Source organism: Nonomuraea sp. SYSU D8015, assembly GCF_008065375.1.
Classification (GTDB): Bacteria; Actinomycetota; Actinomycetes; order Streptosporangiales; family Streptosporangiaceae; genus Nonomuraea.
On record NZ_VJYI01000023.1, the window covers coordinates 156685 to 181141 of the forward strand.

The following is a 24457-nucleotide window of genomic DNA, read 5'->3' on the forward strand; positions in this document are numbered from 1 at the left end:
ACGCCGCCGTCACGATGGTGTCCTCGCCTTCAACGCGGGCCAACGCCGCGAAAGGGGACCTCTCATCATGAGCGTCACCGGGCCGATCCGGCGGTCGGCCGAAAGGCTGGCAGCGGGCTGGCGGCGCGCCCGCGAGCGTCATGGATGGCTGGACCATCTGGTGCGGGCCGTGGTTCGCTACGACCAAGCCGATGGCGGCCGGTTATCGGCCGCGCTCACGTACTACGCCTTCTTCGCCACTTTCGCGTTGGCCCTGCTGGCCTTCGCGATCCTCGGTCACGTCATGGACGACCCGACGGTGCTGGCCACGGTGCAGCGCTACCTGAGCGAGAACTTCCCTCGCCTGGACGTCCAGGCGTTGCGGGACGCCACGGGAACCGCCGGCGTGGTGGCCTTCATCGCCCTGCCGCTGACGGGCTTGTTCTGGATGGACACCTTGCGCTCGGCCAGCAGAGCTGTCTGGCGCCTGGAGGAGTATCCGGGCAATTTCTTCCTGCGCCAGCTCATTGACCTGGGCGTGGTGGCCGGGCTCGGCCTGCTGCTCTCTCTGTCGCTCGCCATCGCCTTCGCCGCCGAACGGCTGTTGACCTGGCTGGCGGTGCTCACCGTGGGGGTGAACGCCCTCCCAGCCCAATGGGCGCTCACAGCCGCCGCCTTCGCGTTCGGCTTCGCCGTCAATACCTTGCTGGCCGTGGCGTTGCTGACCGCGCCTCCTCGGTTACGGCTGCCCCTGCGCCGCGTGATCGGCCCGGCGCTCGTCATAGCCGTCGGCATGGAGATCCTCAAAACCCTCGGCCAGGTCTACGTCAACCTCACCGCGGCCAACCCCGCGTACCAGGTCGTCGCCGGTGCCGCCGGCATGCTCCTGTTTCTCAAAGTCGTCAACCAGCTCATCCTGTTCGCCACGGCTCTTGCGGCCACCAGCACAGCCGGGCACGTCACCGATCTGGCCGCCCGGCGTGCCTCTCCCTAAGCCTCCGGGGCCTTGGCAGGTCGATCACCGATGTCTTGCCTCCAAGATCACGGCGCTCCGGGGACGCGAGTGGGATAGCTTGGGAAGACCGAGGACCTCTCGTGCGTCGGCATCCAGGCCGACGTCGCCCACGGCGATGGACCATTTGCGGATCCTCCGGGGTCCAGGCAGGCCGGGTGACCGTGAGGTGGGCGTTTTCCTTCTCGTCACAAGCCATCGAACGCGCTTGCTCACGCGATCCCGTTCAGCGACCATCCGCCTCAGGCCGATCTAGAGGCCGCAGCGTATCCGGCGGAGAGAACGCGCGCACATCGCCGACCACGCGGTCGCTGGCTCGCTCGGCGCCCAGCGTGGCCACGCACCGCCTGTCGGGTCGACCCAGCGGTGCTGACCTCGCAATCCGGCGGCCGACCGCCGCCGGCTCGTGTTTCCCTCCTGCGCCTCTCCGATCGGAGAACTTCATGACCGTCATCAACGCGACCCCGCTCGGCGGAGCTGACGCATCGGCTCCCACCACCGTCCACCTCTCCGGCGAGATCGACATCTTCACCAGCAAGGCGTTCCGCCGGCACCTGCTGAACGCCTTGACCTCCAGCACCAGGCTGCTCATCCTCGACCTGTCGCAGGTGTCGTTCTGCGACAGTTCAGGCTTGGCCGTGCTCGTCGGCATCCATCACCGTGCCCGAGCGCGAGGCATCACCCTCGCCCTGGCCAATCCTCGCCCGTACGTATCCGAGATCCTGCGCATCACCGGCCTGGACCGCGCCTTGCCGATGATGGCCTGAGCGGCCACGCGGGTGACCCCGTGCCAGAGCCGGCCATCGCGATCGGTGATGGAGCTTGCTGGGATTGGGCGTTTCCGTCGCCCCACCGATCGCCTTGACTGGTAAGCGATCAGCCGGCGCATCTCGCGTCGCTGTCTCCGTGAGGGGGTCGTGATGCCCCTGGACGCACAAGAGGCGAAAGCAGCCGCGCGTGCCGGCCTGAACGGTCAGGCACCGCGATGCGATCACATCGACCTGCTTCCGGCCGTGGAACCCGGGAAAGGCGAGTGCCAGGCATGTCTGGTCGCCGGCCAGACCTGGACGCGGCTGCTGACGTGCCTGACCTGCGGTTGGGTCGCCTGTTCCGACGATTCGCAGGGCGGCCACGCCAAGGCTCACTACGAGGAGACCGACCACCCGGTGGTCGCCGACCTGGCCCCGGGCTCGATCTGGCGTTGGTGCTATGTGCACCAACGACCTGTATGAGCGAGACGAATGAGATTCATGACTCTTTCCATACAACCGGTACAACGCCGTCAGGACTACGACGGCACCTCACCGTTCCCCGGAGCAGGAGAACACGCGCCGGCGGGCCTGGCCGTGGTGGCGCTGACGGCGGCGATCGTGATCCTGCCGTTCATGGCGCTCGGCGTCGCGATCTCCCTGGCGTGGGGGCAGGGAGTCGCGCTCACCGATCTGCTGCTGGCGGCGGGCTTCTATGTGGTGACCGGGCTCGGCGTGACGGTCGGGTTCCACCGGCTGCTCACCCATGGCTCCTTCACCGCTCGGCCGTGGCTGCGCGTGGCCCTGGCGATCGTCGGCTCGATGAGCTTCCAAGGCAACGTCATCGGCTGGGTCGCCATCCACCGCCGCCATCACGCCTTCACCGACCGGCCTGGCGACCCGCACTCTCCCTACCGGTACGGCACCGGCCTGCGCGGGCAGCTTCGGGGGCTTGCCCACGCCCATCTGGGCTGGCTGTTCACCGACGACCAAACGCCTGCCGAGCGCTACGCCCCGGACCTGCTGGCCGATCCGGCCATGGCCCGGGTGACACGCGCCTTCCCCGCGCTGTGCGCGCTGTCGCTGGCGCTGCCGTTCCTGGCCGGCTGGGCGATCACCGGCACCGTGTACGGCGGCCTCACCGCTTTCCTGTGGGCCGGATTGATCCGCATCGCGCTGCTCCAGCACGTCACCTGGAGCGTCAACTCCCTGTGCCACGTCATCGGCAACAGGCCCTTCAAAACCCGTCGCCACGACCGCTCCACCAACCTGTGGCCGCTTGCCCCGCTGTCCTTCGGCGAGAGCTGGCACAACGGCCACCACAGCGAACCCAGCTGCGCCCGCCACGGCCTGGAACGCGGCCAGATCGACCCGTCCGCCGGCGTGATCCGCCTGTTCGAACGGCTGGGCTGGGCCAGCGACGTGCACTGGCCAGATGCCGACCGCATCCAACGCCGTCGCGCCGACCTCTCATCACAAGCCCGGGCATCCAGTGCAGACTGACCGATGCGCTTTCGGGTCACCATCATCATTGGTCGGCTCTGGACCGCAGCGTCCACCGCGCTGCCGGCCATGTCACACCAGCCGGTCACCGGTGACGAGGCGCGGGCCAGGCCGAGGGCTCCGATGCACCAGGACCGTCCGCATCCTGGCCCCACCGGTGTCCGCGCCGGCGCGATGCCTCAACCAGAGGGCCTCCGCGCCTGCTCACGCCAGGCGTCACGGCCCCCTTCACCATCGTGACGGCCGCGGTCCCCCACCACGCGGTCACACCGGCGGAACCATTCGGACACCCGCTGCAGGCTGCTCCGCCACCCGGCTCAAGACTCGTCACCAAGGTCGCCACGCGCAGCGGCGTCAAGGAGGTGGGCTCCGGCGTCGTGCAGGGTGATGCCGGAGCCGCCCCGCGCATCTGGGGGCATCCACTCGTTCGTCGCGGCGATCGCCGTGAAGCGGGTATCGCGGGTAGGACCGTCACCGACGAGGTGGCCGCACAGGTGGCCCGCGCGGTCGTACACGGCCCAACGCCCCACGCCCACCTGCGGCATCGCCGCTGGGTTGTCCTTGAGCCACTGTGCGTTGGCCGCGTGCTGGGCCAGCGCGTCGGTCTCAATCTCCTGGGCGGGAGCCTCGCCCTCATGGCCATCGGTTTTGCGAGCACTACTCATATTGTGTCTCGCTCTCAAATAGTGCGTCGACCGGCACACGCCGCTGGGCGGGGGCGCCGTGAGAACGCCCGGATCCTGAGTGGCCCGGATTCACGATCCTATCGGTTCCGCCTCCGCGTACCCGATCCGCGGGAGGCCGCTTGAGCGCCCAGATGTGCCAGGTCGCTGCCCGGCAGCCGTGAGTCGGCCTCGACCGGCTCACAGCACCATCGGCAGGCCGCGGTCCAGGCCGGTGATGCGCAGCAGCCGGGACATGGACGGACGCGGTGCCGACAACGCGACGATGATGCCCTGACGGCGGGCGCGGCGCTGGACACCGACGATCACGGCCGGCCCGGAGGCGTCGCAGAACGACACCTCCGAGAGGTCGAGGACGAGCAGGCTGGTGCTGTAGTGCAGCATGTTCAACACCGGATGATCAGAGTGCTCGTAACCGATGACGACCCCATTACCCTGGCTGCGCAAACGCGGTGAGCTGACTGGCTCGCAGACCGACCTCGCCTCCGCCAAGCTGTACGAGACGTTCCGGGGCGCCGCCTGGCAGGTGCACGGCCCGCAGAGCACCCGGATCCCCTTCCTCGGGCTCCAACCCCTGCCCTACATGATGATCTCCATCAATCCGCGAGCTGGTAGAGGGAGAACTCGTCGTCGGGCTTCAGGCTGACGGCGCGTTTGAGAAATCTCTCGGCGTCGGCGAACCGATGCCCAGTGCTTACCCAGAAGGACATGCCAGCCCTCTCGTGCCGTTCGACGGCGTCCGTGATGGGACGCGTCCCTCGGCCCAGTGCCCGTCGTCCAGAAATGCCCGCCCGGCGGCGACGATGATGAGAACGGCCGAACGCACGTATGTGACCTCAGTCACCCCCACGCTCAAGGAGCGGCGTGTCCCGCGATCTGGCATGCCCCTGCGTGGGGCTTTCAGTAACGACAAGGAGTGCGACATGCGGAACCTCAGGACCGCGCTCGGCGTTTCGCGGACGGTCACCGGATTGACCGTTGCCTCTCCGGCCGCGGCGGCCGTGCCGGGACAGTCGGCCGGGATCGGTCGCTCGCCGGCGACGGGCGCGGCGATGGCGGCCGCCTCGTCCGCGGCCGGATGCAGCCTTCGCGCCTACCGCCCGGAGACGAGAAAAGACGTGGTCGCGGCAACCGCCTGGTCTCCGGGATGCGGCAAGAGCATCGGCATGGATCTCATGCGCAAGAGAGCATGGGGCTGGGAGACCATCGCGCACAGCAGATTCCGCGCCCCCGGGCCGAAGACGCTGTACAAGAAGTGCAAGCGCGGCACGACTTTCACCTACAAGCTCAAGGTCTATCCCCCCGTAGGGGCGTCGAAGGAAAGCCCTACCTTGCGCGCCACCTGCGGCTGAACGGCGTTTCCTGCGCGCCGAGGCCGGCAAAGCCGCTGTGCTCGTCACCGCCCCCAAGCACGTCCACGCCTCGTCACCCTGGCCACCGCCGCCGGAGCCGAGCCGCGCCAGCGGGTCAGATCGCGGCGGCTCATCCAGGAAGACAGCGTGGCTCACGGCGTCGAGGCCGCCGCAGGCATCGCCGGCCCCGCCGGAGCGTCCTCTTTCAGCAGCGACATGCGTGCGTAACACTGGAGGGCGTGTCCCCGGGCTTGACCCCCGCCCGCGTACCTGTGCTGCGCGGCCGCGACCAGGAGGAGTGCGCGCTGCTGCGGCTGCTCGACCACGCCCGCGCCGGTCGTGGCGCGGCGCTGCTGGTGGTGGGCGCGCCGGGCATGGGCAAGACGGCGCTGCTCGACCTGGCCGTCGCGCGGGCGGCTCCTGGCTTCCGCGTCGCTGCCGGAGGGGCAGGCCCGCGTTCTGATGGCGGCGCTGGAGTCCGGCACGGGCGCCGACGGGCTGGCGCTGCCCGCTGCCGTGCTCGGCCTGCTGTCCGTGGTGGCCGCCGACCAGCCGGTCCTGGCTTGCGTGGACGACGTGGACCGGCTGGATGCGGCCAGCCGCGACGTGCTCGCGTTCGTGGCCAGGCGGGTGGCGGGCGAGCCGATCGCGCTGCTGTTCGCGGCCCGCGACCGGGAGCGGGGACCCGAGGGGGTGGCGGTCCGGGTGCTGGGCGGCCTCGACGAGACGGCCGTCAGGGAGCTGGCCGGTGACGTGGCGCCCGTGCGGCCGACGGATGACCTGCTGGCGGCGCTCAACCGGACCGCCCGGGGCAACCCCCTGGCGCTGGGCGAGCTCATCGCCTCCCTCACCGCCGACCAGTTCACCGGCCTGGCCGCGCCGCCCACGACACTCCCCCGGACGGGCGTGGAACGACCTGGTAGTCGATCGTTTGCGAAGTGCGTTCCAGGTACGTTGAGGAGCTACTCCCGCATCGGGCGGGAATCGTGGTCGATGTGGTGGAGTGGGTCGCGGGCACGGTGACCATGCACGCCCGACGCCGAGCCGATGAGGGAGTCTGCCTGCGCTGCGGTGTGGCGTCGGGCCGGGTGCGTGACCGATACGTCCGACGGCTGGCCGATGCCGCGCTGAGCGGGATCAAGACCGTCCCGGTGATGCCGATACGGCGCTTCAAGTGCATGAACACCAGGTGTGCGGCGGCGACGTTCGCTGGGCGGCTGGTCCGATCGCATCCCGAGCCGCCGCCGGGGCGGTGCGGGCGGTGGCGGTGGATGACTTCGCCCTGCGCAAGGGGGACGAGAGGCCGCAGTGATCGCGCCGGCGGAGATGGACGAGGCCAAGGTCACCACTTCCCTCCATCGAATGTTTGATCGTCGCGGCAGCCACGGTTCCACCGGGCGGTTACTGGCGTACTCCACCGGCGGGGCGAGTCCTCGACCGAGGAGGCGCTGCCGCGGTCCCGGCGGTGCACGCGGCGTCGGCGATGTCGACCTTGCCGGCCCTGCAGGCGATCAGCCGGCACGCCCCGAGAAGCCCTCGCCTGCGGCTGCAATCCCTCCCTCAGCAACTGCCCCCGAAGGACTTACGGGCATGACCCTTAGGTGTCCAGCAGCGTGCGGATCTCTTCGGCGGCGGGGCTGGCGAGGTCGGTGAACAGCTCCAGGGCCTCCTGCCAGCGGTGCTCGGCCGTCTGGAGGTCGCCGGCGCCGCGGAGCGCTCGGCCCAGCGCCTGCAGGGCTCGCGCCTCGCCGAGCCGGTGACCGCTCTGCCGGTGCAGTTCCACGGCCTGCCGGGCGTGCGTGAGCGCCTGGTCGTGGTGACCGAGCCGGTGGTGGGCGAGGGTCAGTACGGTGTGGGCGTAACCCTGTACGACGCGCATGCCGGCGGCGGTGGCCAGACCCAGCGCGTGGCGGGCCCCATCGAGCGCCTGCCGGGGCTGGTCGAGGGCGAGGCTGACATAGGCCAGCCCCAGCCGCGCCTCGGCCTCGCGGGTGCGGCTGGGGATCTGCTGCGCCAGCTCGAGCGCCTGCCGGTAGTGGTCGCCGGCGGCCTGGGCGTCGCGGAGGTTCAGGTGGACGCCGCCCAGCACGATCCGGACCCTGACCTCGGTCGACCGGTCGCCGATCTCGCCCGTCAGCCGCAGCGCGTCCTGGGCGTGGGCCAGCGCCTGTTTCGCGTGGCCCGTGTCGCGGTCCAGCTCGGCGAGACAGCGTAGGAAGTAGACGCGGCCGAACCGCAACCCCAGCTCCTGGAAGAGGCGCAGGCCGCCGAGGACGCGCTGGCGGGCGGCCACCGACCGGCCCAGCAGGTGGTCGATCTCGCCCAGCGCGCCCAGCGCGGTCGTCTGCCCGATGCGTGAACCGATCTGCCGGTAGATCTCCAGCGCCTGGGTGAAGTGGGTGGCGGCCACGTGCAGGAGGCCCCGTTCCATCTCGATCAGGCCGAGGTCGATCAGGCTGTCGGCCTCCCCGCCCGCCCAGCCGCTCCGACGGTACAGCGCCACCGCCTGGGTCAAGCCGTCGACGGCCTGGCGCAGATCCCCTGCCATCCAGGCGACGTTCGCCTCGCAGGACAGGGCGGCCGCCTGGCCGTCCGTCCAGCCCGCCCGGCGGGCCAGGGTCAGCGCCCTGGTGATGTGCCGGCGGGCCGGCTCCCGGCGGCTGGCCGCCCGGTTGGCCTGGCAGAGGCTCAGGTGGCCGGACACCTGGGCGCGCACGTCGCCCGCGGCGGTGGCGGCGTCCAGGCCGGCCTGCGCGATCAGGAACCACTCCACCATGGGGCGGCGCTGCCAGAAGAAACCGCGCAGCGCGTCGGCCAGCCGCCAGGCGGCCGGGTGGGGACCGGACTCGCCAACCCGGCCGGCGGCGTGCAGGGTAGCGGCGACGAGGCTGGGCAGCTCCGCCTCCAGCCATGCCGCCGCCTGCGGCGGATCCGCGAACGTGGGCGGGGTCGGGACGCCGGGCGGCGGTGAGGCCGGCTCGCCGGGCGGGAGGGCGGTCGGGGCCGCCGGCGCGTGGGGCAGGCGCACCTCCTCCGGGTACAGCAGCTCGGCGGCGGCGCCGATGCCGGCGAGGTACCAGTCCAGCAGCCGTTCCAGGGCCGCCTCGCACCCCGCGCGGCCGTGGTGCTGCTCGGCGCGCCGGCGCGCGTACAGGGCCAGCAGGTCGTGCATGCCGTAGCGGTCCCGGCCGCGCAACTGCACCAGGTGCGCGTCCGCCAGCTCCTCCAGGGCCCGCCGCGCGTCCTCCGTCCGCAGGCCGGCCAGCGCCGCGGCGCCCGCCACGCCGACGTCCGGCCCCGGGACCAGCCCCAGCAGCCCGTACAGTCTGCGGTGGTCCGCGGTCAGCCGGTGATAGGAGTGGTCGAAGGCCAGCCGCACGGCGGCCTGCGGGTCGTGGGCGACCGTCAGGCCGTCCAGCGGGTCACCGGCCTGCAGCTCCGCCAGATAGTCGGCAATCGGCTGCTCGGGGCCGCGGCTGAGGTTGGCCGCGGCGATGCGCAACGCCAGCGGCAGGTGGCCGCACACCCGGGCCAGCTCGGCCGCAGCCCGGGGTTCGGCCGCCACTCGCTCCCGGCCGACGATCTGCTCCAGCAGCGCCGCCGCCTCGCCGGGATCCAGCACGTCCAGGGTGAGCCGGTGGGCGCCGTGGGTGGCCACCAGCCCGGTCAGCCGGTCCCGGCTCGTGACCACCACCATGCATCCCGGGCTGCCGGGCAGCAGCGGGCGGACCTGCTCGGCGCCGTAAGCGTTGTCCAGCACCACGAGCACCCGCTTGCCGGCCAGCAGCGACCGGTACAGTGCGGCGGCCTCCTCCAGCCCCATCGGCACCTGCTCGGCCAGCACGCCCAGGGCCCGCAGCAGCACCGCCAGCGCCTGCATCGCCGACAGCGGCGGGCCCGAAGCGTACCCCTGCAGGTCGACGTACAGCTGCCCGTCGGGGAACCGGCCGGCCACCCGGTGCGCCCAGTGCACCGCCAGCGCGGTCTTGCCCACGCCGCCCATGCCGTCGATGGCCGTGATCACCACCGTGCCCTCGGCGCGGGCCTCGTCCGCGACGGCCAGCTCCCGCTCCCGCCCGACGAACGCGGCCACGTCGGTGGGCAGCTGCCGGGGCACCACCCGCATACGCGTCGCAGGCGGAACATCTGGAATCGGACTCGCCACGCGGGTCAACAGCGCGAACTCATCGGCGGTCAGGCCGAGCGCCTCAGCCAGTGAGCGCATCGACGAGCCGCGCGGCCGCCGCAGCTCGCCCGTCTCCAACCGGCGCACCGTCCGGGTGTTGAGGCCCGCCCGCGCTGCCAGCTCCTCCTGGGTGAACAGTGCCCGCTCACGCCAGGCGCGCACCAACGCACCGGGAGTCGCATCCTGCGCCGCGGAACCCGCCTGGCCGTTGTCCTGTGCATTTGACGGCATGAAACACACCTTCTCGCTTGCCACCGCGAACCTGGCCGACACTCCGCCACATGAAACCGGTAAGTGGAACACTCGGGCCCGAAAACCCCTTCCACCCGTCGGGACGGGCGTAGCCGGACCTTCCCCTGCGAGAGCGGACACGTGTTGAGGCGTGTCATGCGGCCAGCGTGAGGCTACTCGATCTCCTCTGGTGTAGGTGTTCGCAGGCGAGGACGCTGTGGTGCGTCGGCCGAATGCCTTGCGCGGGTGTTGCAGCAGGTCAGTATCGAGCAGTCGCAAGCGGGTGCGCTCCGGAGCGTCTCGCGTTCGGACTCTGTTGGCCGATTCGGCGATCAGGCGATCAGCGCGAGAAAGAACGGGGCGAAGTGGCTGGTACGGGTGGCGTCAGGGGGTTGCCGGCTCACCATGCGTCGAGGCGGACGAGGCTGAGGGCGGTGGCGGTGGACAGGTGCCCGAGATGAGTCTTGGCAGGCCGACACAGCGGCTGGTGCGGTGCCGGATGTATGCCTCGCCTGTGCACTGCCTGGACGATGGCGTGAAGCCGATGCGAAGCAGCCGTGTGGTTCTCTCAACGTCCGAGGGGCGGAACGACCCTTGCGGACTGTGAAGGGACCACCGGCCGGCCAGCGCCGATCGAGGGATTTCGCTGGGCTGAGCGAACCCCTGAGGAATGTCAACAGCGGGCGATGGCCGGTGGCCCGGCCGGAGGGCAATTCCACTCGACTTGAGCAGCGCGACTCCGGAGAATTCATGTCATCCATTCCACAACTTTCCGGCAGCACCCTTGCCGAGACGGGCAGATGGGCAATACGGTCGCGGGCTTCACTTCGTTCTGGGTGCGGTCCCGCCATTTCCAGGCGAAGCTGCCAGCTTGGTGCGGGGCCTCCTGGAAACCTAATCAGGCCCACGGTTCCATGGCAAGCGGCCACTGGCTTCTGGCAGCCAGTGTGTCTCCCACCGGGACGTCAGGGTTGCCCGTCCTGCTCCCCTGGACGCACGCGCTCGACGCAATGTCCTCTCAAAGTCCGGATGGTGGCCTTCACTGGGCGTGCAGGCAACCATAGAATGTGGGGCGCTGGCAGTAACTTATGTCAATGGCGTTGTTGTCCAGAGTATCACTATCAAGAGATTTCCATATTCCGAGTGAAGCGACGCATTCCTGCCGTCACCCCAACCGGTAGGTCGGCGAGGATCCATGACGGACCGGCCGGAAATTGGTCGCGCAGAGCCTCAGCTGAATCAATAGCGTGCCGCCCGGCCTCCCCGACTGGTCGGCGTCCTCCACGTGTGCACATCATCGAAACGGACGGCGATGAACCACTTACTCGCGAGATCAATCGGCGCGCTCGCCCTGTTAGCGGCGGTCGTGGCGACCGTGCTCGTGGTCCCGGTCGTACCGGCGGCCGCGGCGCCGCACCAGACGACGATCACAAACTTCGACGCCGCGGGCCAGCAGGTTACACGCTACGACACCGAAGGCAACGCGGTGGACGCCCACGATGGAGACCTCGCATTCTTCGACGGCGTCTACTACCTGTACGGCACCAGCTACGACTGTGGCTACCAACTCCAGATCAGTGGCACGCCGTTTTGCGGCTTCAAGTCCTACAGCTCGACCGATCTGGTCCATTGGACCGACCGTGGCCTGCTGTTCAACGCCTCCACCGCGCTGTGGCAGAGCCGGTGCGCACCGCCGCGGTTCGGCTGCTACCGACCACATGTCGTCTACAACTCCGCAACCAACCGATACGTGTTGTGGATCAATGGTTACGACAACAACAGCGGCTACCACGTCTTCACCTCGACCACACCGGTCGGCCCGTTCACCGAAGTCGCCGAGCCGCGGCTGGCCGTTCAGGGCAGCGGGCCGGGATTCAACAACGGCGACATGGACCTGTTCGTCGACAACGACGGCACCGGATATCTCGCCTACACCGACATCCGCGGAGGCCACCGCCAGGTCGTGGAGCAGCTGAACGCCAGCTACACCAGCGGCACCGGCCAGCACACGGTCGTCGGCGGGCAAGGCACCGAAGCACCATCGCTCTTTCGCCGCGGCAACACCTACTACCATGTGTCCGGCAACACGTGCCCATACTGCGCCGCCCGAACGGAATTCAGGACAGCGAGCAACCCGCTCACCACGTGGTCCGGCCCGAGGACAATCAACAGCAACTCGTGCAACGGGCAGCCCGCGTTCGTCGCGACGATCCCCACCCTATCCGGCACCGCGTATCTGTACGGCGCGGATCTCTGGCACGCAGGGAAGGCAAACCAGGCCCTGGCCAACTACTTCTGGACACCGCTGACATTCGCCAGAAACGGAGCCGTCGAGCCTTTCTCCTGCACAGCGAGCGCAACATTGGATCTGGCTACCGGGGCCCCGGGGAGCCAGCATCCGATCCCCGACCTGGATCGTCACTCCGGGGTCACCGGGTTCCGCACCCACTGCGACATCGCTTCGGGCTGGAGCAGGCTGCAGAGCTTCGTCCCCTCTCGCACTGGCCGGTTGGATGCGGCGTCGCTCACCGTTTTCCAGGAGGGGGCGTCACACGACCTCGTCATCGACCTGGTGACCGTGGACGATGGACTGCGGCCTACCGGAACCCTCAGCACCACCGTCGTACCGCGGACAGCGGTCGGCTGGTCGCCGCGACAGATCGTCGTCCGTACGAGGGGGTCGGTTTCCGCTGGTGTCCGGTACGCACTGCTCGCCCGCTCGGCCGCGACCACAGGCTGCTATGGCTTCGCCTACAACGATGCCGCCCCTTATCCCGGCGGCGGGAGCTCCTACCGTAGTGGCACTGGGAACTGGACGCCGGAAGTCAACAGGTCCCACAAGTTCATGACCGCAGTCACCACCAGCAGCGCCTACGCGACCGCTGTGTCGGCGAGCAGTTCCTACACCGGCGGTGGCTGGAGGCTTGACGCGATCAACGACGGCCTGATCACTTCGACGTCCGCGTCGATGGGCTGGAGCAGCAACGATCAGCTGCAGACGGATCACACCGAGAGCCTCCAGTTCGACCTCGGTGACAGCAAACCAGTCTCGAGTGTCATGCTCTTCCCCCGGGCCGATCCGGGCAACCAAGGCCAGGGCTTCCCGGTTGACGTCCGGATCGACGTCTCACCCAACGGCACGACCTGGACCGCAGTGGCCCAGGTCGCCGATCTTCCGACGCCGACCTCGGGCACTCCGCTCCGGCTGGGATTCAGCCCAGTCCAGGCGAGATATGTGCGGCTCGTCGGGACCCGCCTCCGCAACACCAATCCCAACGATCCGACCTACCGGCTGCAGTTCGCCGAGGTGGGCATTTACTGACCCGGACCGGGCTGGAAGGGACAGTACAACCAGGGACGCCTGACAAATGATCAACGTTCACGCTTGAATGGTTGATCGTGGTGAGCTGACCGGCAAAGCGTGGGCTCGATCTGAGCCCACCTTTGCGGTGGCCGACGGCCGAGGACGTCCCTGGCGTGGTCACCGGCTGCTGAAGGAGATGCGGGTCAAAGGCGACTCCATCGGCCGGGCCGAGTTCACCGTCAGCGTCCGTATCTCCCGCGCCCCACCGGCACGCCGCCGGGGCCGGAAAAAGGAGGACGACGGCGGGACGATCGATACGAGGCAACCGCAAACCGGCCCTGCCATTGCGCAGCGGGCCGGCCGGCTCCGACACCATGGTGGATCACGTGCGGGTGCTGAGTGCGGCCATCAGACCGATCCCGTACGGTCCTCGGCCCGCCACCAGCGGCAGCTCACCGTGCCCGGGAACAAGACCGGCTTCAACGTCGGCTGGATGCTCGCCGCCCGTCAGCGGATCCTGAAGATCCACGACCGGGCCGTGCAAGTACGCGTTCCTAATCCGCGGACGCGCTTGTGTATCCTCCCGGTTTCCAGTGACAGCACGAACACGCACGACAACTTGGGAAGAAGCCGCAATACAGGTTGTGAGTTGCGTGGAGACCGCCGCCCACCCGAGCGTCTGTCGGCGGCGCCGTCCTGCAGCACCTCAAAAGGACGTTCGGGCGAACACTTCACACGCACTGATCGGTTCAGCTGAAACGGCCGCAACGTGAGTCGTCGGGGCTCGGACGCGGCAGCAGTCCGACAAATGTCCGCTTTAAGTCCTGGCCTGAGTGCTTTCAGCCGATGACAATGACTCTCGTCAATATGTGCGCCGTCGGCGGAGGCACCTCAAGTACGCCACGTAGCGGAATTCTTGGACGGCGGTTCACCGTCGATTTACGGCAAGGGCTAATGAGGCTGTCTGCCCGATCATTCGTTCTGGAGGCGCCCGGTGTGGCGACGTATGGTTGTTGTGGTCGTGGGTTTCACGACCGTACTTACCTGTTTTTTACCTGCGGAGAGTCAGGCAGGCGCATTTCCGGTTAGGGCACCCGGGAACGCGGCGATGACCTTGGAAAATACGCCTGCCTCCGGTAGCGATGATCCGGTGGGTTCGGCGTCCTGGGCGGCGGGCGAGGCGCGGCGGACCGGCAAGCGGGTCGCGGCGACGCTGGAGCAGTCCGAGGTGCGCGACGTCTACGCCAACCCGGACGGATCGTTCACGGCCGAGCTGCGGATCACCCCGGTACGCGTGCGGCGCGGCTCGGGCTGGGTGCCGGTGGACACGACGCTGCGGCAGCGCGCCGACGGCGGCGTGGAGCCGGGCGCGACCACGATCCCCGTCACCTTCTCCGGAGGCGGGGACCAGCCACTGGTGCGGTTCGGGCAGGACAAGAGACGGATCGAGCTGCGCTGGCCGGCACCGCTGCCGAAGCCGGTGCTGACCGGGGACACCGCGACCTACCCCGAGGTCCTGCCCGGGGTGGACCTGCGGATGACGGCGACCGCGGAGGGCTTCGGCAAGGTGCTGGTGGTCAAGGACAGGACCGCCGCGGCGAACCCCGAGCTCGCCGAACTGACCTTCGGGCTGGCGACCGAGGGCGTGAAGGTGCGTGGCGAAGGCCACGGGGACATCGGCGTCTACGACCACGAGGACGATCTGGCCTTCGGCTCCGGCGCGCCGATGGCGTGGGACTCGACGCCGACGAACGCCAGGCGGGCGGTGGGCAGTCTCGAAGTCCAGCGCGACACGCTGGTCCTGCGGCCGGACAAGGAACTGCTGGCCGATCCGGCGACGCGATTCCCGGTGTACATCGATCCTGACTTCGACGCCGGCCGGACGGGCATGGCGATGGTGCTGTCGGGCCATCACGACCAGGAGTATTGGGGCGGCGACGGCGAGAAGGTGGCGAAGGTCGGCTTCTGCGGCTGGGACTTCTGCAACAACATCGGCGTCGCGCGCTCCTACTTCCAGTACGACGCCGCCTTCCTGGTGGGCAAGCACGTGCTGGAGGCGGAGTTCAACGTCTTCGAACACTACGCACCGTCGTGTACGAAGACGGACGTGGCGGCGTACGGGACGGATCCGGTCAGCGCGGCCACCAACTGGGACAACCAGCCGTACAAAGAGGTCGGCGGAACCCAGGTCGCGCTGGGCACCCAGAACGTCGCCTGGGGCTACAGCGCTTCCTGTCCGGCCGCCTGGGTGGGGTTCAACGCCCTTGCCGCGGTCGAGAAGGGGCTGAAATCGCACAACGGCGCAACCGCGATCATGCTGAAGGCCGGGAACGAGTCGGACAAGTACGGCTGGAAGAAGTTCAGGTGGCAGCGGAACGCGGGAGAGACGGCCCCGGTCGAGCCGAGCCTGGTCGTCACCTACAACACGCCGCCAGCCGCGCCGACCACGCAGAAGGCCGAGGGCAAGACCTGCGCGCTGGAGCCGAACGAGCCGCGGGTCAGCCCCTACATCGACAACGATCCCAGCCAGGGGCTGCGCGGCCCGCAGCTGTCGGCGACGCTCTCCGATCCCGACGGCGGCCAGTTGTCGGCGGAGTTCGAGTGGTACGCCCGCGGCGGAGCCCGGCTCGGCGGAGCCATGGTGGGGCCCAAGACCACCGGCGCCACCTTCACGGCCGACGTGTCCGCCGCGCACGCCGCGGACGGGACCAAGCTGGCGTTCCGGGTGCGCGGCACCGACGGGATAGACGCCGGTCCCTGGGGTCCGTGGTGTGACGTGACGGTCGACCGCACGGGCCCGGACAAGGCGCCGACGGTCAGTTCGGCGACCTACCCCGAGTGCTCGCTGGACTCCGGCTCCTGCTCGGGAGGCGGCGCGGTGGGCTTCACCGGCGGTTTCACCTTCGGCGCCAACGGCGTCACCGACGTGGGTGGATATGAGTATTACCTGTACGGCCACGAGGTCTTCCACGTCGCCGCCCCGTCCGGCAGCGCGAACGTGCTGGTCACGCCGCCCGATGACGGGCCGATGGACCTGTACGTCCGCAGCGTGGACCGGGCGGGGAACCCCGGACCCCAGTACCGCTACCGCTTCTGGGTCGGCAGGGGCACGCCCCCGCGGGGGCACTGGAAACTGGAGGGCTACACCGAGACCAAGGCGGTCGACGACGCGCCGAACGGCCACGACGCGACCCTGGAGGCGTCGGCGCGCTGGCAGGTCGGCCGGTACGGCGACGCGCTGTGGCTGAACGGCACCACCGGATACGCGAGCGCCTCAAGCGGGGCCACCGTGCACACGGACAAGTCGTTCACCGTCTCGGCGTGGGTGAAAATCGACCGCCTCGACACCGCTTTCCGTACGGCCGTCAGCCAGGACGGCTCCCAGACCAGCGGTTTCTTCCTGCAGTACAACCCATCCAGCAAGAAGTGGAACTTCTCCATCCCGGCCTCCGACAACGCCGCCGCCGAGCGTCGCATCGCCGAGTCAGCCGCCTCCGCGGTCGCGGGCCGCTGGACACACCTGGTGGGCGTGTACGACGCCGGAGCCCGGCAGATCAAGATCTATGTCGACGGGGTGGCCGGTACGTCCGCCGCTCACACCACCCCGTGGGACGCCACCGGATCGGTGCAACTGGGCCGGGCCCGAGCGGCTGAACACTGGCCGGGCGCGCTGGATGAGGTACGCCTCTACGACCGGATCCTGGGCTCGCAGGAGATCCACGACCTCGCCACCGCTCCGGCGATCGAGGAGGTGTTCCTGCCGCTCGACGAGGGTACGGGCACGACGGCGCAGGAGGTGTCGGGCAACTACCGTCCCGGCTCCCTCGGCGGCGCAGCCTCCTGGACCACCGGCAAGGTGGGGGCCGGAGCGGTGCGGTTCGACGGCGGCGTCTCCACCCTTCAGGTCACCGGCCCCGCGTTCCGCACCGACGCGAGCTTCACGGTCACCGCCTGGGCCAGGCTGGACACGGCCGACGGCCAGTCGCGGACGGTGCTCAGCCAGGACGGGACCCAGGCCAGCGGCTTCCAACTGCGCTATCGCGGCGACACCCGGAAGTGGTCGTTCGGGCTGGCGCAGTCCAACGCCGGCGACGGCCGGCCGGTCAGCGTCGACTCCAGCGACGTGGCGCAGGAAGGCGTGTGGACGCACCTGGCCGGCGTGTACGACGCGGCGGACGGACGGATCCGGCTGTACGTAGACGCCGAGCTGAAGAGCGAGATCCCGGCCACCGCCAAGTGGAACGCCGCCGGCGCGTTCCAGGTCGGCCGGGGCAAGGCCGGCGGGGCGGTGGCGACGCCGTTCGCCGGGGCGATCGACGACGTGCACGCCTGGACCGGGGTGCGCACGCGGGACCAGATCAAGATCGAGCACGACAGCATGCCGGTCACCCGGCAGCCCAACCCGTACGCGGGCCAGCTCGCCCGCTACTACAACCTCGCCGGTCACCACGTCGTGACGACCGGGCAGGCGCCTCCGGGCTCACACTTCGAGTTCTCCCTCGGCCTGCCGGCACCGCAGGACGCGCCGAACACCCAGGCCGTCCACTCCTGCCGCAACGGGGAGCGGGACTACTTCCTGGCCCTGGGCTGCGGCACGCACACCAACCTCGGCAGCATCGGACGGCTCTACACCACGCCGCCCGCGGGCGTGCCGACACTTCGGCTGTATCGGTGTCTGATCCCCAATGTGGGCCATTTCGCCTCGGCCGATCCCCAATGTGAGGGTCAGACCAGCGAGAACTACCCGCTCGGCCACAGCCTGGCGTACACGTACCTGATCAGGCACCTGCAGACCGGCTACCCCTACGACCACGCCAGCGCCACCAGCGTGATCGAGGCCAACTACCGCGCCGAGCGCAACCAGGGCGCCCTGGCCATGACCCAGCTGCCCGGCACCACCGCGCTGATGAGCTGCCGCGCCGGCACCGACACCTTCACCTCCACCGACGCCGGATGCGAGGACAAGACGGTGGTGCGCCGGCTCGGCTACCTATGGACCAGCTCGCCGCGAGACGTTCCTGGGGCTCCGGGCGCGGTCGGCGCGGAGCTGTTCCGCTGCCGTACGAGCTGGGGCGACCTGTTCGACTCGCGCGATCGCGCCTGTGAAGGCGAGGAGCTCGATCGCTCCCTCGGCTTCGTCGCCACCGGCCTGTGACCCAGGAAGGGATCTGAGACAAATGCGTCGTAGCCGTTGGCAGCTGTGCTCGATCACGGCTCTGTCCTGCTTATTCATCGTGCTGATGGCCAGTACGCCGGCTGAGGCGAGCTTGGCGCGGATCGTGGAGGTCATGGCACTTGAGGGGCCGGCCCGGCCGAGCAAGCCGCAGGAGGTCGAGCGGGTGCCGGGCGAGGACTTCGAACCTCCGGCCGCCCGGCCCGACCCCGAGGCGGCGCCCGCCCGCCGGCCTGCCGCGAGGACGGACTGGCCGTCGGCGGGCGCCGCCGAGGTGGCCGTGACCGCTGCGGCCGATCGCTCTGCTGCGGCCAAGGCCCAGGCCGGGTCGCTACCGGTGTGGGTGGCGGCGACCGGGCAGCCGGGGCCGGAGCGGGTCAAGGTCGAGGTGCGGGATCAGGCCGCCGCCGAGAAGGCGGGCGTGGCCGGCCTGCTGATCTCGGTGCGGCGCGCCGATGGCAGGGCGGAACGCGGCCCAGTGACGGTGACGGTGGACTATTCGGCCTTCCAGGACGCGTACGGCGGTGACTGGGCGTCGCGCCTGACGCTCGCCCCCGTCTCAGGCGATGCGACCCCGGTCACCGCCGTACGCAACGACCTGACGGCGGGCACGGTATCGGCGCAGGTGTCGGTGGGTGACGCGCCGAGTACGTTGGTGCTGGCCGCGGCGGCGGACGGGCCGAAGGGCGACTACAGGGCGACGTCGCTGGCCCCGTCCGGCCTGTGGCAGGTTTCCACACAGAGCGGGGAGTTCTCCTGGTCGTACCCGTTGAACGCGCCCCCGGTGCCCGGCGGGCTGGAACCGGAGCTCGCGTTGTCGTATTCGTCCAACGCGGTGGACGGGCGCACGGTGTCCGTCAACAACCAGCCGTCGTGGGTGGGGGAGGGCTGGAACCTGATGCCCGGGTTCGTCGAACGCTCCTACAAGGCCTGCGCGGAGGATTTGAACGGCAACAACGGCACGACCAGGACCGGCGACCTGTGCTGGGAGACCGACAACGCCACGCTGTCGTTCGGTGAGCAGTCCGGGCGGATGGTGTTCGAGAACAACGTGTGGCGGCCGGAGGACGACGACGGCACCAAGATCGAGCGGGTGGTCCGCAACGACCCCCTGGCCAACGGCGACGACAACGGTGAGTACTGGAAGGTCACCACCACCGATGGCACGCAGTACTTCTTCGGGCTGAACCGGCTGCCCGGCTGGACATCGGGCAAGACCACCACGCAGTCGACGTGGACGGCGCCGGTGTTCGGCAACGACGCCAACGAGCCGTGCCGCGCGGCCACGTTCGCCGCTTCGGCGTGCCAGCAGGCCTACCGGTGGAACCTCGACTACGTCGTCGACGCGCACGGCAACTCGATGAGCTACTTCTACACCCCGGAGAGCAACAAGTACGCCCAGAACATGGGCCAGGCCACCGGCACCTACACGCGCGCGGGCACGCTGGCGCGCATCGAGTACGGCACCCGGGCGGGCGCCGAGTACGCGGGCCCGGCGCCGGCGCGGGTGGTGTTCGAGCCGGCGGACCGGTGCCTTGCGGGCCCGAACTGCGCCTCCCACACCGACACCGTCGCCTGGCCGGATGTTCCGTGGGACACCGAGTGCACGACCGCGACGTGCGGGACTAAGAACGCCCCGACGTTCTGGTCCACAAAGCGCCTTTCCAAGATCACCACTCAGGTCTCGACGGGCAACGGGACCTATCGCAGCGTCGACCGGTGGGAGTTGGCGCACACCTTCCCGCCGGTCAACGACGGCAGCGGCGACAGGGTGCTGTGGTTGAACGGCATCACCCACACCGGCCTGGCCGGGAAGAACGGTGCCACGATCACGCTTCCCGCGGTGACGTTCGACGCCACGATGCTGCCCAACCGGGTCAACGCGGCAGACGACGGCCTGCCGCCCTTGAACAAGCCCCGCCTGACGAGGATCACCTCCGAATCGGGCGGCGCGATCGACGTGACCTACGCGCCGCCGGACTGTGCCGCGGGCGCCCGGGCGACCCCGGAGACCAACACCAAGCGGTGCTTCCCGGTGAAGTGGGCGATGCCGCCGGCCACCGAGCCGGTCAACGACTGGTTCCACAAGTACGTGGTGGCCAAGGTGATCCAGGACGACCTGGTGACCGACGCCAAGAACATGGTGACCAACTACGACTACGACACCGCCAAGGGCGGCGCCTGGGCGTACAGCACCGATCCGCTGATCGAGGAGAAGAAGCGCACCTGGTCGACCTGGCGCGGCTACGAGAAGGTCACCGTACGGCAAGGCGACCCGGCCAACGACGAGAACAAACCCGAGTCCAAGACCGAGTACCTGTACTTCCGCGGCATGCACGGCGACCGGCTCAACGCCGCCGGCGGCGCCAGGACGGTGGAGTACACCGACTCCACCGGCGCGAACGTCGCCGACATCGAGCCGCTGGCCGGCATGGTGCGCCAGGAGATCACCTATGACGGTGCCACCGCGCTGAGCACCGAGTTCAACGACCCGTGGACCCGGCTGACCGCCACTCAGGGCAGTTACAAGGCACACCAGGTGGAGGTCAAGCGGAGCGAGACCCGGGAACGGCGGAGCAACGGAACCTTCCGCACCACCCGGGTGGACACCAAGTACGACGAGTACGGCAACGCCATCGAGGTCAACGACCTGGGCGACGTCGCGGGACCCGGCGATGACCGGTGCACCACCACCACGTACGCGCACAACGTCGCCGCGATGCTGGTGGAGTTCCCGAGCACGACGAAGACGGTGGGCGTGGCCTGCGGGACAACCCCCTCCTACCCGGCTGACGCGATCTCCGACACCAAGATCTCCTACGACGGTCAGGCGTTCGGCCTGGCGCCGCTGAAGGGGGATGTGACCAGGACGGAGGCGGCCAAGAGCTACACCGACGGCATCGCCGCCTACCTGGTGCAGGGCACCGCCGTCTTCGACGAATTCGGCCGGGTCAGGGAGGTCAAGGACGCGCTCAACCGGACCACCACCACCGCCTACACCCAGACCCACGGCCTGACCACCACCACCCGGGTCACCAAGGTGGCCGATCCGAACAACGCGGACGGTCCAGGGAACCACGTCACGTCCACCACCATCGACCCGGCCTGGGGTCACCCGGTCACGGAGGTGGACGCCGCGGGGCGGACGACGTCGCTGGTCTACGACCCGCTGGGCCGCCTGGTGAAGGTGTACAAGCCGGGTCGGACCGAGACCGACGGCGACCCCCACATCGGCTACGAGTACGGCGTCAACCGCTCCGGCGGCCCGAACTGGATCCGCACCAGCACGCTGCGGGCCAACGGCAACGTCGTGGCGACGTACGAGCTGTTCGATGGCTTCCAACGCCTGCGACAGACCCAAGCCCCCAGTCCCGGGGGTGGGCGGGCTCTGACCGACACCCTGTACGACACGCGCGGCCTGGTCAGCGTCAACCGCCCCGTCTACCACGCCACTGGCGACCCCGGAACGACGCTGTACTCGTTGACGGGCACGGAAGCCGCCAAGCTGCCGCCTGCGACCGTCACCACCTACGACGGCGCGGAACGCCAGAGAGAAGAGATCTACTTCGAGCGCAACACCGAGCGATGGCGCACCAGCACCTCCTACAGCCCCGATTGGGTCAGCCAGATACCGCCCGAGGGCGGGACCGCGACCACCACGTGGATCGACGCCCGCGACCGGGTGACCGCCCTGGTCCAGTACCACGGCCGCACTCTCACCAGCCCGAACGACGTCACCCGCTACGCCTACGACAAGGCCGGCCGGCTGGCCGCGGTCACCGACGCGGCGAGCAACGTGTGGCGTTACCGCTATGACGTGCTGGGCCGCAAGATCAAGGCCGAGGACCCGGACCGGGGCACCTCCACCATGACCTACGACGACGCAGGCCAGCTGAAGACCGTCACCGACGCCCGCGGCAAGACCATCGCCTCCACGTACGACACCTTCGGTCGCCTGGTAGAGACCCGCCTCGGCTCCGAGACCGGCACCCTGATGACCAAGAACGTCTACGACACCCTGGCGAAAGGTGCCCTGACCTCCTCCACCCGGTACGTCAACCAGCAGCCCTACAGCCAAGCGGTCACTGGCTACGACGCGGCCGGACGCCCGGAAGGTGCGTCGGTGACCATCCCCGCGGTGGAGAACCAACTCGCCGGCACCTACACCACGCGCCTGACCTACCGTGTCGACGGCAGCCTGGCCACCAAGACGCTGCCCAAGCTGGGTGACCTCCATCCCGAGACGATCACCTACGACTACGACGACCTGGGCCGATCGAAGACGATGACCGGCGAGCTGACCTACGTCACCGACACCAAGTACACCTCTCTCGGCGAGATTGCCCAACTGGAGCTGGGCGCCGGGGACAAGCGGCTGTGGCGTACGACCTACTACGAGGAAGGCACCCGCCGCCTGACCGAAACTCTCACCGAACGCGACAAGACCGACAACGGCGGCCTCATGGTGCACGACCTCACCTACGGCTACGACCACGCCGGCAACGTCAAACGCATCACTGACCGCACCGCCGGCTCGCAACAGGACACCCAGTGCTTCACCGTCGACCACCTGCGCCGCGTCACCGCCGCCTGGACTCAGGGCACCGACACCTGCGCGACCACCCCGTCCGCCGCGACCATCGGCGGCCCGGCACCCTACTGGCACGAGTACGGCTACGACCCGATCGGCAACCGCACGAAGAAGACCGTCAAAGGCCTGGCCGGCGCCGCCGATGCCGTGACCGACTACACCTATCCCGATCCCGGCGACGGCGTGACCCGGCCCCACGCGGTGGCCAACACAACCACCAACTCCACCACCACGGCCTACGGCTACGACGCCGCCGGCAACACCACATCCCGCCCCGGACCCACCGGCCTGCAGACCCTCACCTGGAACGACGAAGGACTCCTGGCCTCGATCACCGCCAGCGGCAAGACCACCTCCTACCTCTACGACGCGACCGGGCAACAACTCATCCGCCGCGATCCCGGCGCGGTGACGCTGTTCGTGGGGGAGGGTGAACTTCGCCTGAACACCGCCACCGGCTCCACCACGGGAACTCGCTACTACGACGGCCTGGGCACCCGCACCGGCGACGGCTTCACCTGGACGGTCGCCGACCATCACGGCACCTCCCAGGTCGCCATCGACGCCACCACCCTGGCCACGACGTCCCGCCGCATGGATCTGTTCGGCAACCCGCGCGGCACGACGACCGAATGGCCTGGGGGCAATCGCGGCTTCGTCGGCGGCACGGCCAACCAAGAAACCGGCCTGACTCGGCTGGGCGCCCGCGAATACGACCCGATGTCGGGTAAGTTCCTCTCGGCCGACCCGATCATCGACCCGTTCGACCCGCAACAGATGAACGCCTACGCCTACAGCAACAACAACCCCGCGACCATGACCGACCCCTACGGCCTGCGATACAACTCCCGCACCGATGCGCTCAAGAAAGCGCTGCGCGCTTCCGGCAGCAGGAACAAGAATCGGACGAAGCAGCTGGGCAAAGCACTGCGGAAGAACGGCAAACAGTACAACAAACGATCGGCCGCATTGCGGAAGTCCCTCAAGCAGGGATCCGCCGCGTACAAGAATCGTACCGATCGCATCAAAAACGCCCTGTGGATACCGCACACTCCGCAGTCGAAGCCGGACTGTAACAGCTCCGCCGAAGCCACAACAATGTGCCTCACGGCGGCAACTAGTAAAATCGGCAGCATATTTAAGGGGTTCGAGGATTGGCTGAACTTCCGGGACTGGATAAACAGGCACCGCACGACAAAAGTCACCGTATATCGCGACGGGGGACACACTAAGGGTGTGTATACGGTCGACGGCAACGGAGACATCCTCTATGAACACTGGTCCACCGAATGTCGGCCGACCTTGGGCATGCAGGACACCTGCGGAATAATCGCCCATGGCAACTGGGAGTTCATAGCCAGCTACGACTATGTGAATCACATCGTTAATAATCCGCGCGGCGTCCGAATCCACAGAAACCTGACAGCTGCTTGGGCGGCAGTGGGACTCGGCAGCCTCGTAATCGCTACCTTACCCGCCTTGGGCACAGTAGCGGCGGCAACAGGAGCCTTTGTCGCAACAGTCGGACTCACCATGGGCGGTATGGCGGGAATTTACGCAATCATTGCAGCCATGAAGAACGGCTAGTCGATCGACAAATCGAACCCTACCGTTGGGGAAGTGTGATGTAGTTGTGCTCCAACCGGTAATGGTTGGGTCACAACTACATCTTATGGCCCCGACGGGATGAGCTG

12 protein-coding genes and 1 pseudogene are annotated in these 24457 nt (G+C 68.8%); 10 read left to right on the plus strand and 3 right to left on the minus strand.

All coding sequences use genetic code 11. The features are described from left to right. Positions 1-67 precede the first annotated feature (67 nt). From ID574_RS47785 to ID574_RS47800, 4 genes are all read left to right on the plus strand, one after another. Positions 68-973 carry a YhjD/YihY/BrkB family envelope integrity protein gene (locus ID574_RS47785; protein WP_188195713.1) on the plus strand — a complete coding sequence of 302 codons (906 nt, stop codon included), beginning with the start codon at positions 68-70 and terminating at the stop codon, positions 971-973. A gap of 461 nt (positions 974-1434) precedes the next feature. Then, positions 1435-1758 (plus strand): STAS domain-containing protein, encoded by a 324-nt coding sequence (locus tag ID574_RS47790; protein ID WP_188195714.1) that lies wholly within the window; start codon positions 1435-1437, stop codon positions 1756-1758. Between the two features lie 153 nt (positions 1759-1911). Further along, entirely contained in the window at positions 1912-2223 is a 312-nt protein-coding gene (locus ID574_RS47795; RefSeq protein WP_188195715.1) for a UBP-type zinc finger domain-containing protein, read from the plus strand. Between the two features lie 18 nt (positions 2224-2241). Further along, entirely contained in the window at positions 2242-3243 is a 1002-nt protein-coding gene (locus tag ID574_RS47800) for an acyl-CoA desaturase (protein ID WP_188195716.1), read from the plus strand. 317 nt (positions 3244-3560) lie between these two features. Here ID574_RS47800 and ID574_RS47805 read toward each other — a convergent pair whose 3' ends face one another. Both ID574_RS47805 and ID574_RS47810 read right to left on the minus strand, forming a co-directional pair. Continuing rightward, positions 3561-3908 carry a hypothetical protein gene (locus ID574_RS47805; protein WP_188195717.1) on the minus strand — a complete coding sequence of 116 codons (348 nt, stop codon included), beginning with the start codon at positions 3906-3908 and terminating at the stop codon, positions 3561-3563. 198 nt (positions 3909-4106) lie between these two features. After that, on the minus strand, positions 4107-4310 hold the full coding sequence (locus ID574_RS47810; RefSeq protein ID WP_223167824.1) for an STAS domain-containing protein: 204 nt from the start codon (positions 4308-4310) through the stop codon (positions 4107-4109). A gap of 539 nt (positions 4311-4849) precedes the next feature. Between ID574_RS47810 and ID574_RS47815 the strand changes: the two genes are divergently transcribed. From ID574_RS47815 to ID574_RS60875, 3 genes and pseudogenes are all read left to right on the plus strand, one after another. Continuing rightward, positions 4850-5278 (plus strand): hypothetical protein, encoded by a 429-nt coding sequence (locus ID574_RS47815; RefSeq protein ID WP_188195719.1) that lies wholly within the window; start codon positions 4850-4852, stop codon positions 5276-5278. Positions 5279-5550: 272 nt separating this feature from the next. After that, positions 5551-5637: pseudogene (locus ID574_RS62070) on the plus strand (hypothetical protein); the annotation flags it as partial. 103 nt (positions 5638-5740) lie between these two features. Beyond that, positions 5741-6301 (plus strand): hypothetical protein, encoded by a 561-nt coding sequence (locus ID574_RS60875; protein ID WP_223167825.1) that lies wholly within the window; start codon positions 5741-5743, stop codon positions 6299-6301. Between the two features lie 574 nt (positions 6302-6875). On the opposite strand, the gene ID574_RS47830 is transcribed toward ID574_RS60875, so the two are convergent. Then, on the minus strand, positions 6876-9695 hold the full coding sequence (locus ID574_RS47830) for an ATP-binding protein (protein WP_188195722.1): 2820 nt from the start codon (positions 9693-9695) through the stop codon (positions 6876-6878). A 1312-nt stretch (positions 9696-11007) separates the two neighbouring features. On the opposite strand from ID574_RS47830, the gene ID574_RS47835 reads away from it, so the two are divergent. The 3 genes from ID574_RS47835 (at position 11008) to ID574_RS47845 (ending at position 24350) form a co-directional block, all read left to right on the plus strand. Further along, positions 11008-13017 carry a discoidin domain-containing protein gene (locus ID574_RS47835; RefSeq protein ID WP_188195723.1) on the plus strand — a complete coding sequence of 670 codons (2010 nt, stop codon included), beginning with the start codon at positions 11008-11010 and terminating at the stop codon, positions 13015-13017. Between the two features lie 1132 nt (positions 13018-14149). After that, positions 14150-18154 carry a LamG domain-containing protein gene (locus ID574_RS47840; RefSeq protein WP_188195724.1) on the plus strand — a complete coding sequence of 1335 codons (4005 nt, stop codon included), beginning with the start codon at positions 14150-14152 and terminating at the stop codon, positions 18152-18154. Between the two features lie 133 nt (positions 18155-18287). Further along, positions 18288-24350, plus strand: a complete 6063-nt coding sequence (locus ID574_RS47845; protein WP_223167815.1) for an RHS repeat-associated core domain-containing protein — start codon at positions 18288-18290, stop codon at positions 24348-24350. Positions 24351-24457: the final 107 nt, after the last annotated feature.

What these genes read in the sequence shown, in the direction of transcription:
- ID574_RS47785 (WP_188195713.1), top strand. Translation starts at nt 68, where the DNA reads ATGAGCGTCACCGGGCCGATCCGGCGGTCGGCCGAAAGGCTGGCAGCG.
- ID574_RS47790 (WP_188195714.1), top strand. Translation starts at nt 1,435, where the DNA reads ATGACCGTCATCAACGCGACCCCGCTCGGCGGAGCTGACGCATCGGCT.
- ID574_RS47795 (WP_188195715.1), top strand. Translation starts at nt 1,912, where the DNA reads ATGCCCCTGGACGCACAAGAGGCGAAAGCAGCCGCGCGTGCCGGCCTG.
- ID574_RS47800 (WP_188195716.1), top strand. Translation starts at nt 2,242, where the DNA reads ATGACTCTTTCCATACAACCGGTACAACGCCGTCAGGACTACGACGGC.
- ID574_RS47805 (WP_188195717.1), bottom strand. Translation starts at nt 3,908, where the DNA reads ATGAGTAGTGCTCGCAAAACCGATGGCCATGAGGGCGAGGCTCCCGCC.
- ID574_RS47810 (WP_223167824.1), bottom strand. Translation starts at nt 4,310, where the DNA reads ATGCTGCACTACAGCACCAGCCTGCTCGTCCTCGACCTCTCGGAGGTG.
- ID574_RS47815 (WP_188195719.1), top strand. Translation starts at nt 4,850, where the DNA reads ATGCGGAACCTCAGGACCGCGCTCGGCGTTTCGCGGACGGTCACCGGA.
- ID574_RS60875 (WP_223167825.1), top strand. Translation starts at nt 5,741, where the DNA reads ATGGCGGCGCTGGAGTCCGGCACGGGCGCCGACGGGCTGGCGCTGCCC.
- ID574_RS47830 (WP_188195722.1), bottom strand. Translation starts at nt 9,695, where the DNA reads ATGCCGTCAAATGCACAGGACAACGGCCAGGCGGGTTCCGCGGCGCAG.
- ID574_RS47835 (WP_188195723.1), top strand. Translation starts at nt 11,008, where the DNA reads ATGAACCACTTACTCGCGAGATCAATCGGCGCGCTCGCCCTGTTAGCG.
- ID574_RS47845 (WP_223167815.1), top strand. Translation starts at nt 18,288, where the DNA reads ATGGCACTTGAGGGGCCGGCCCGGCCGAGCAAGCCGCAGGAGGTCGAG.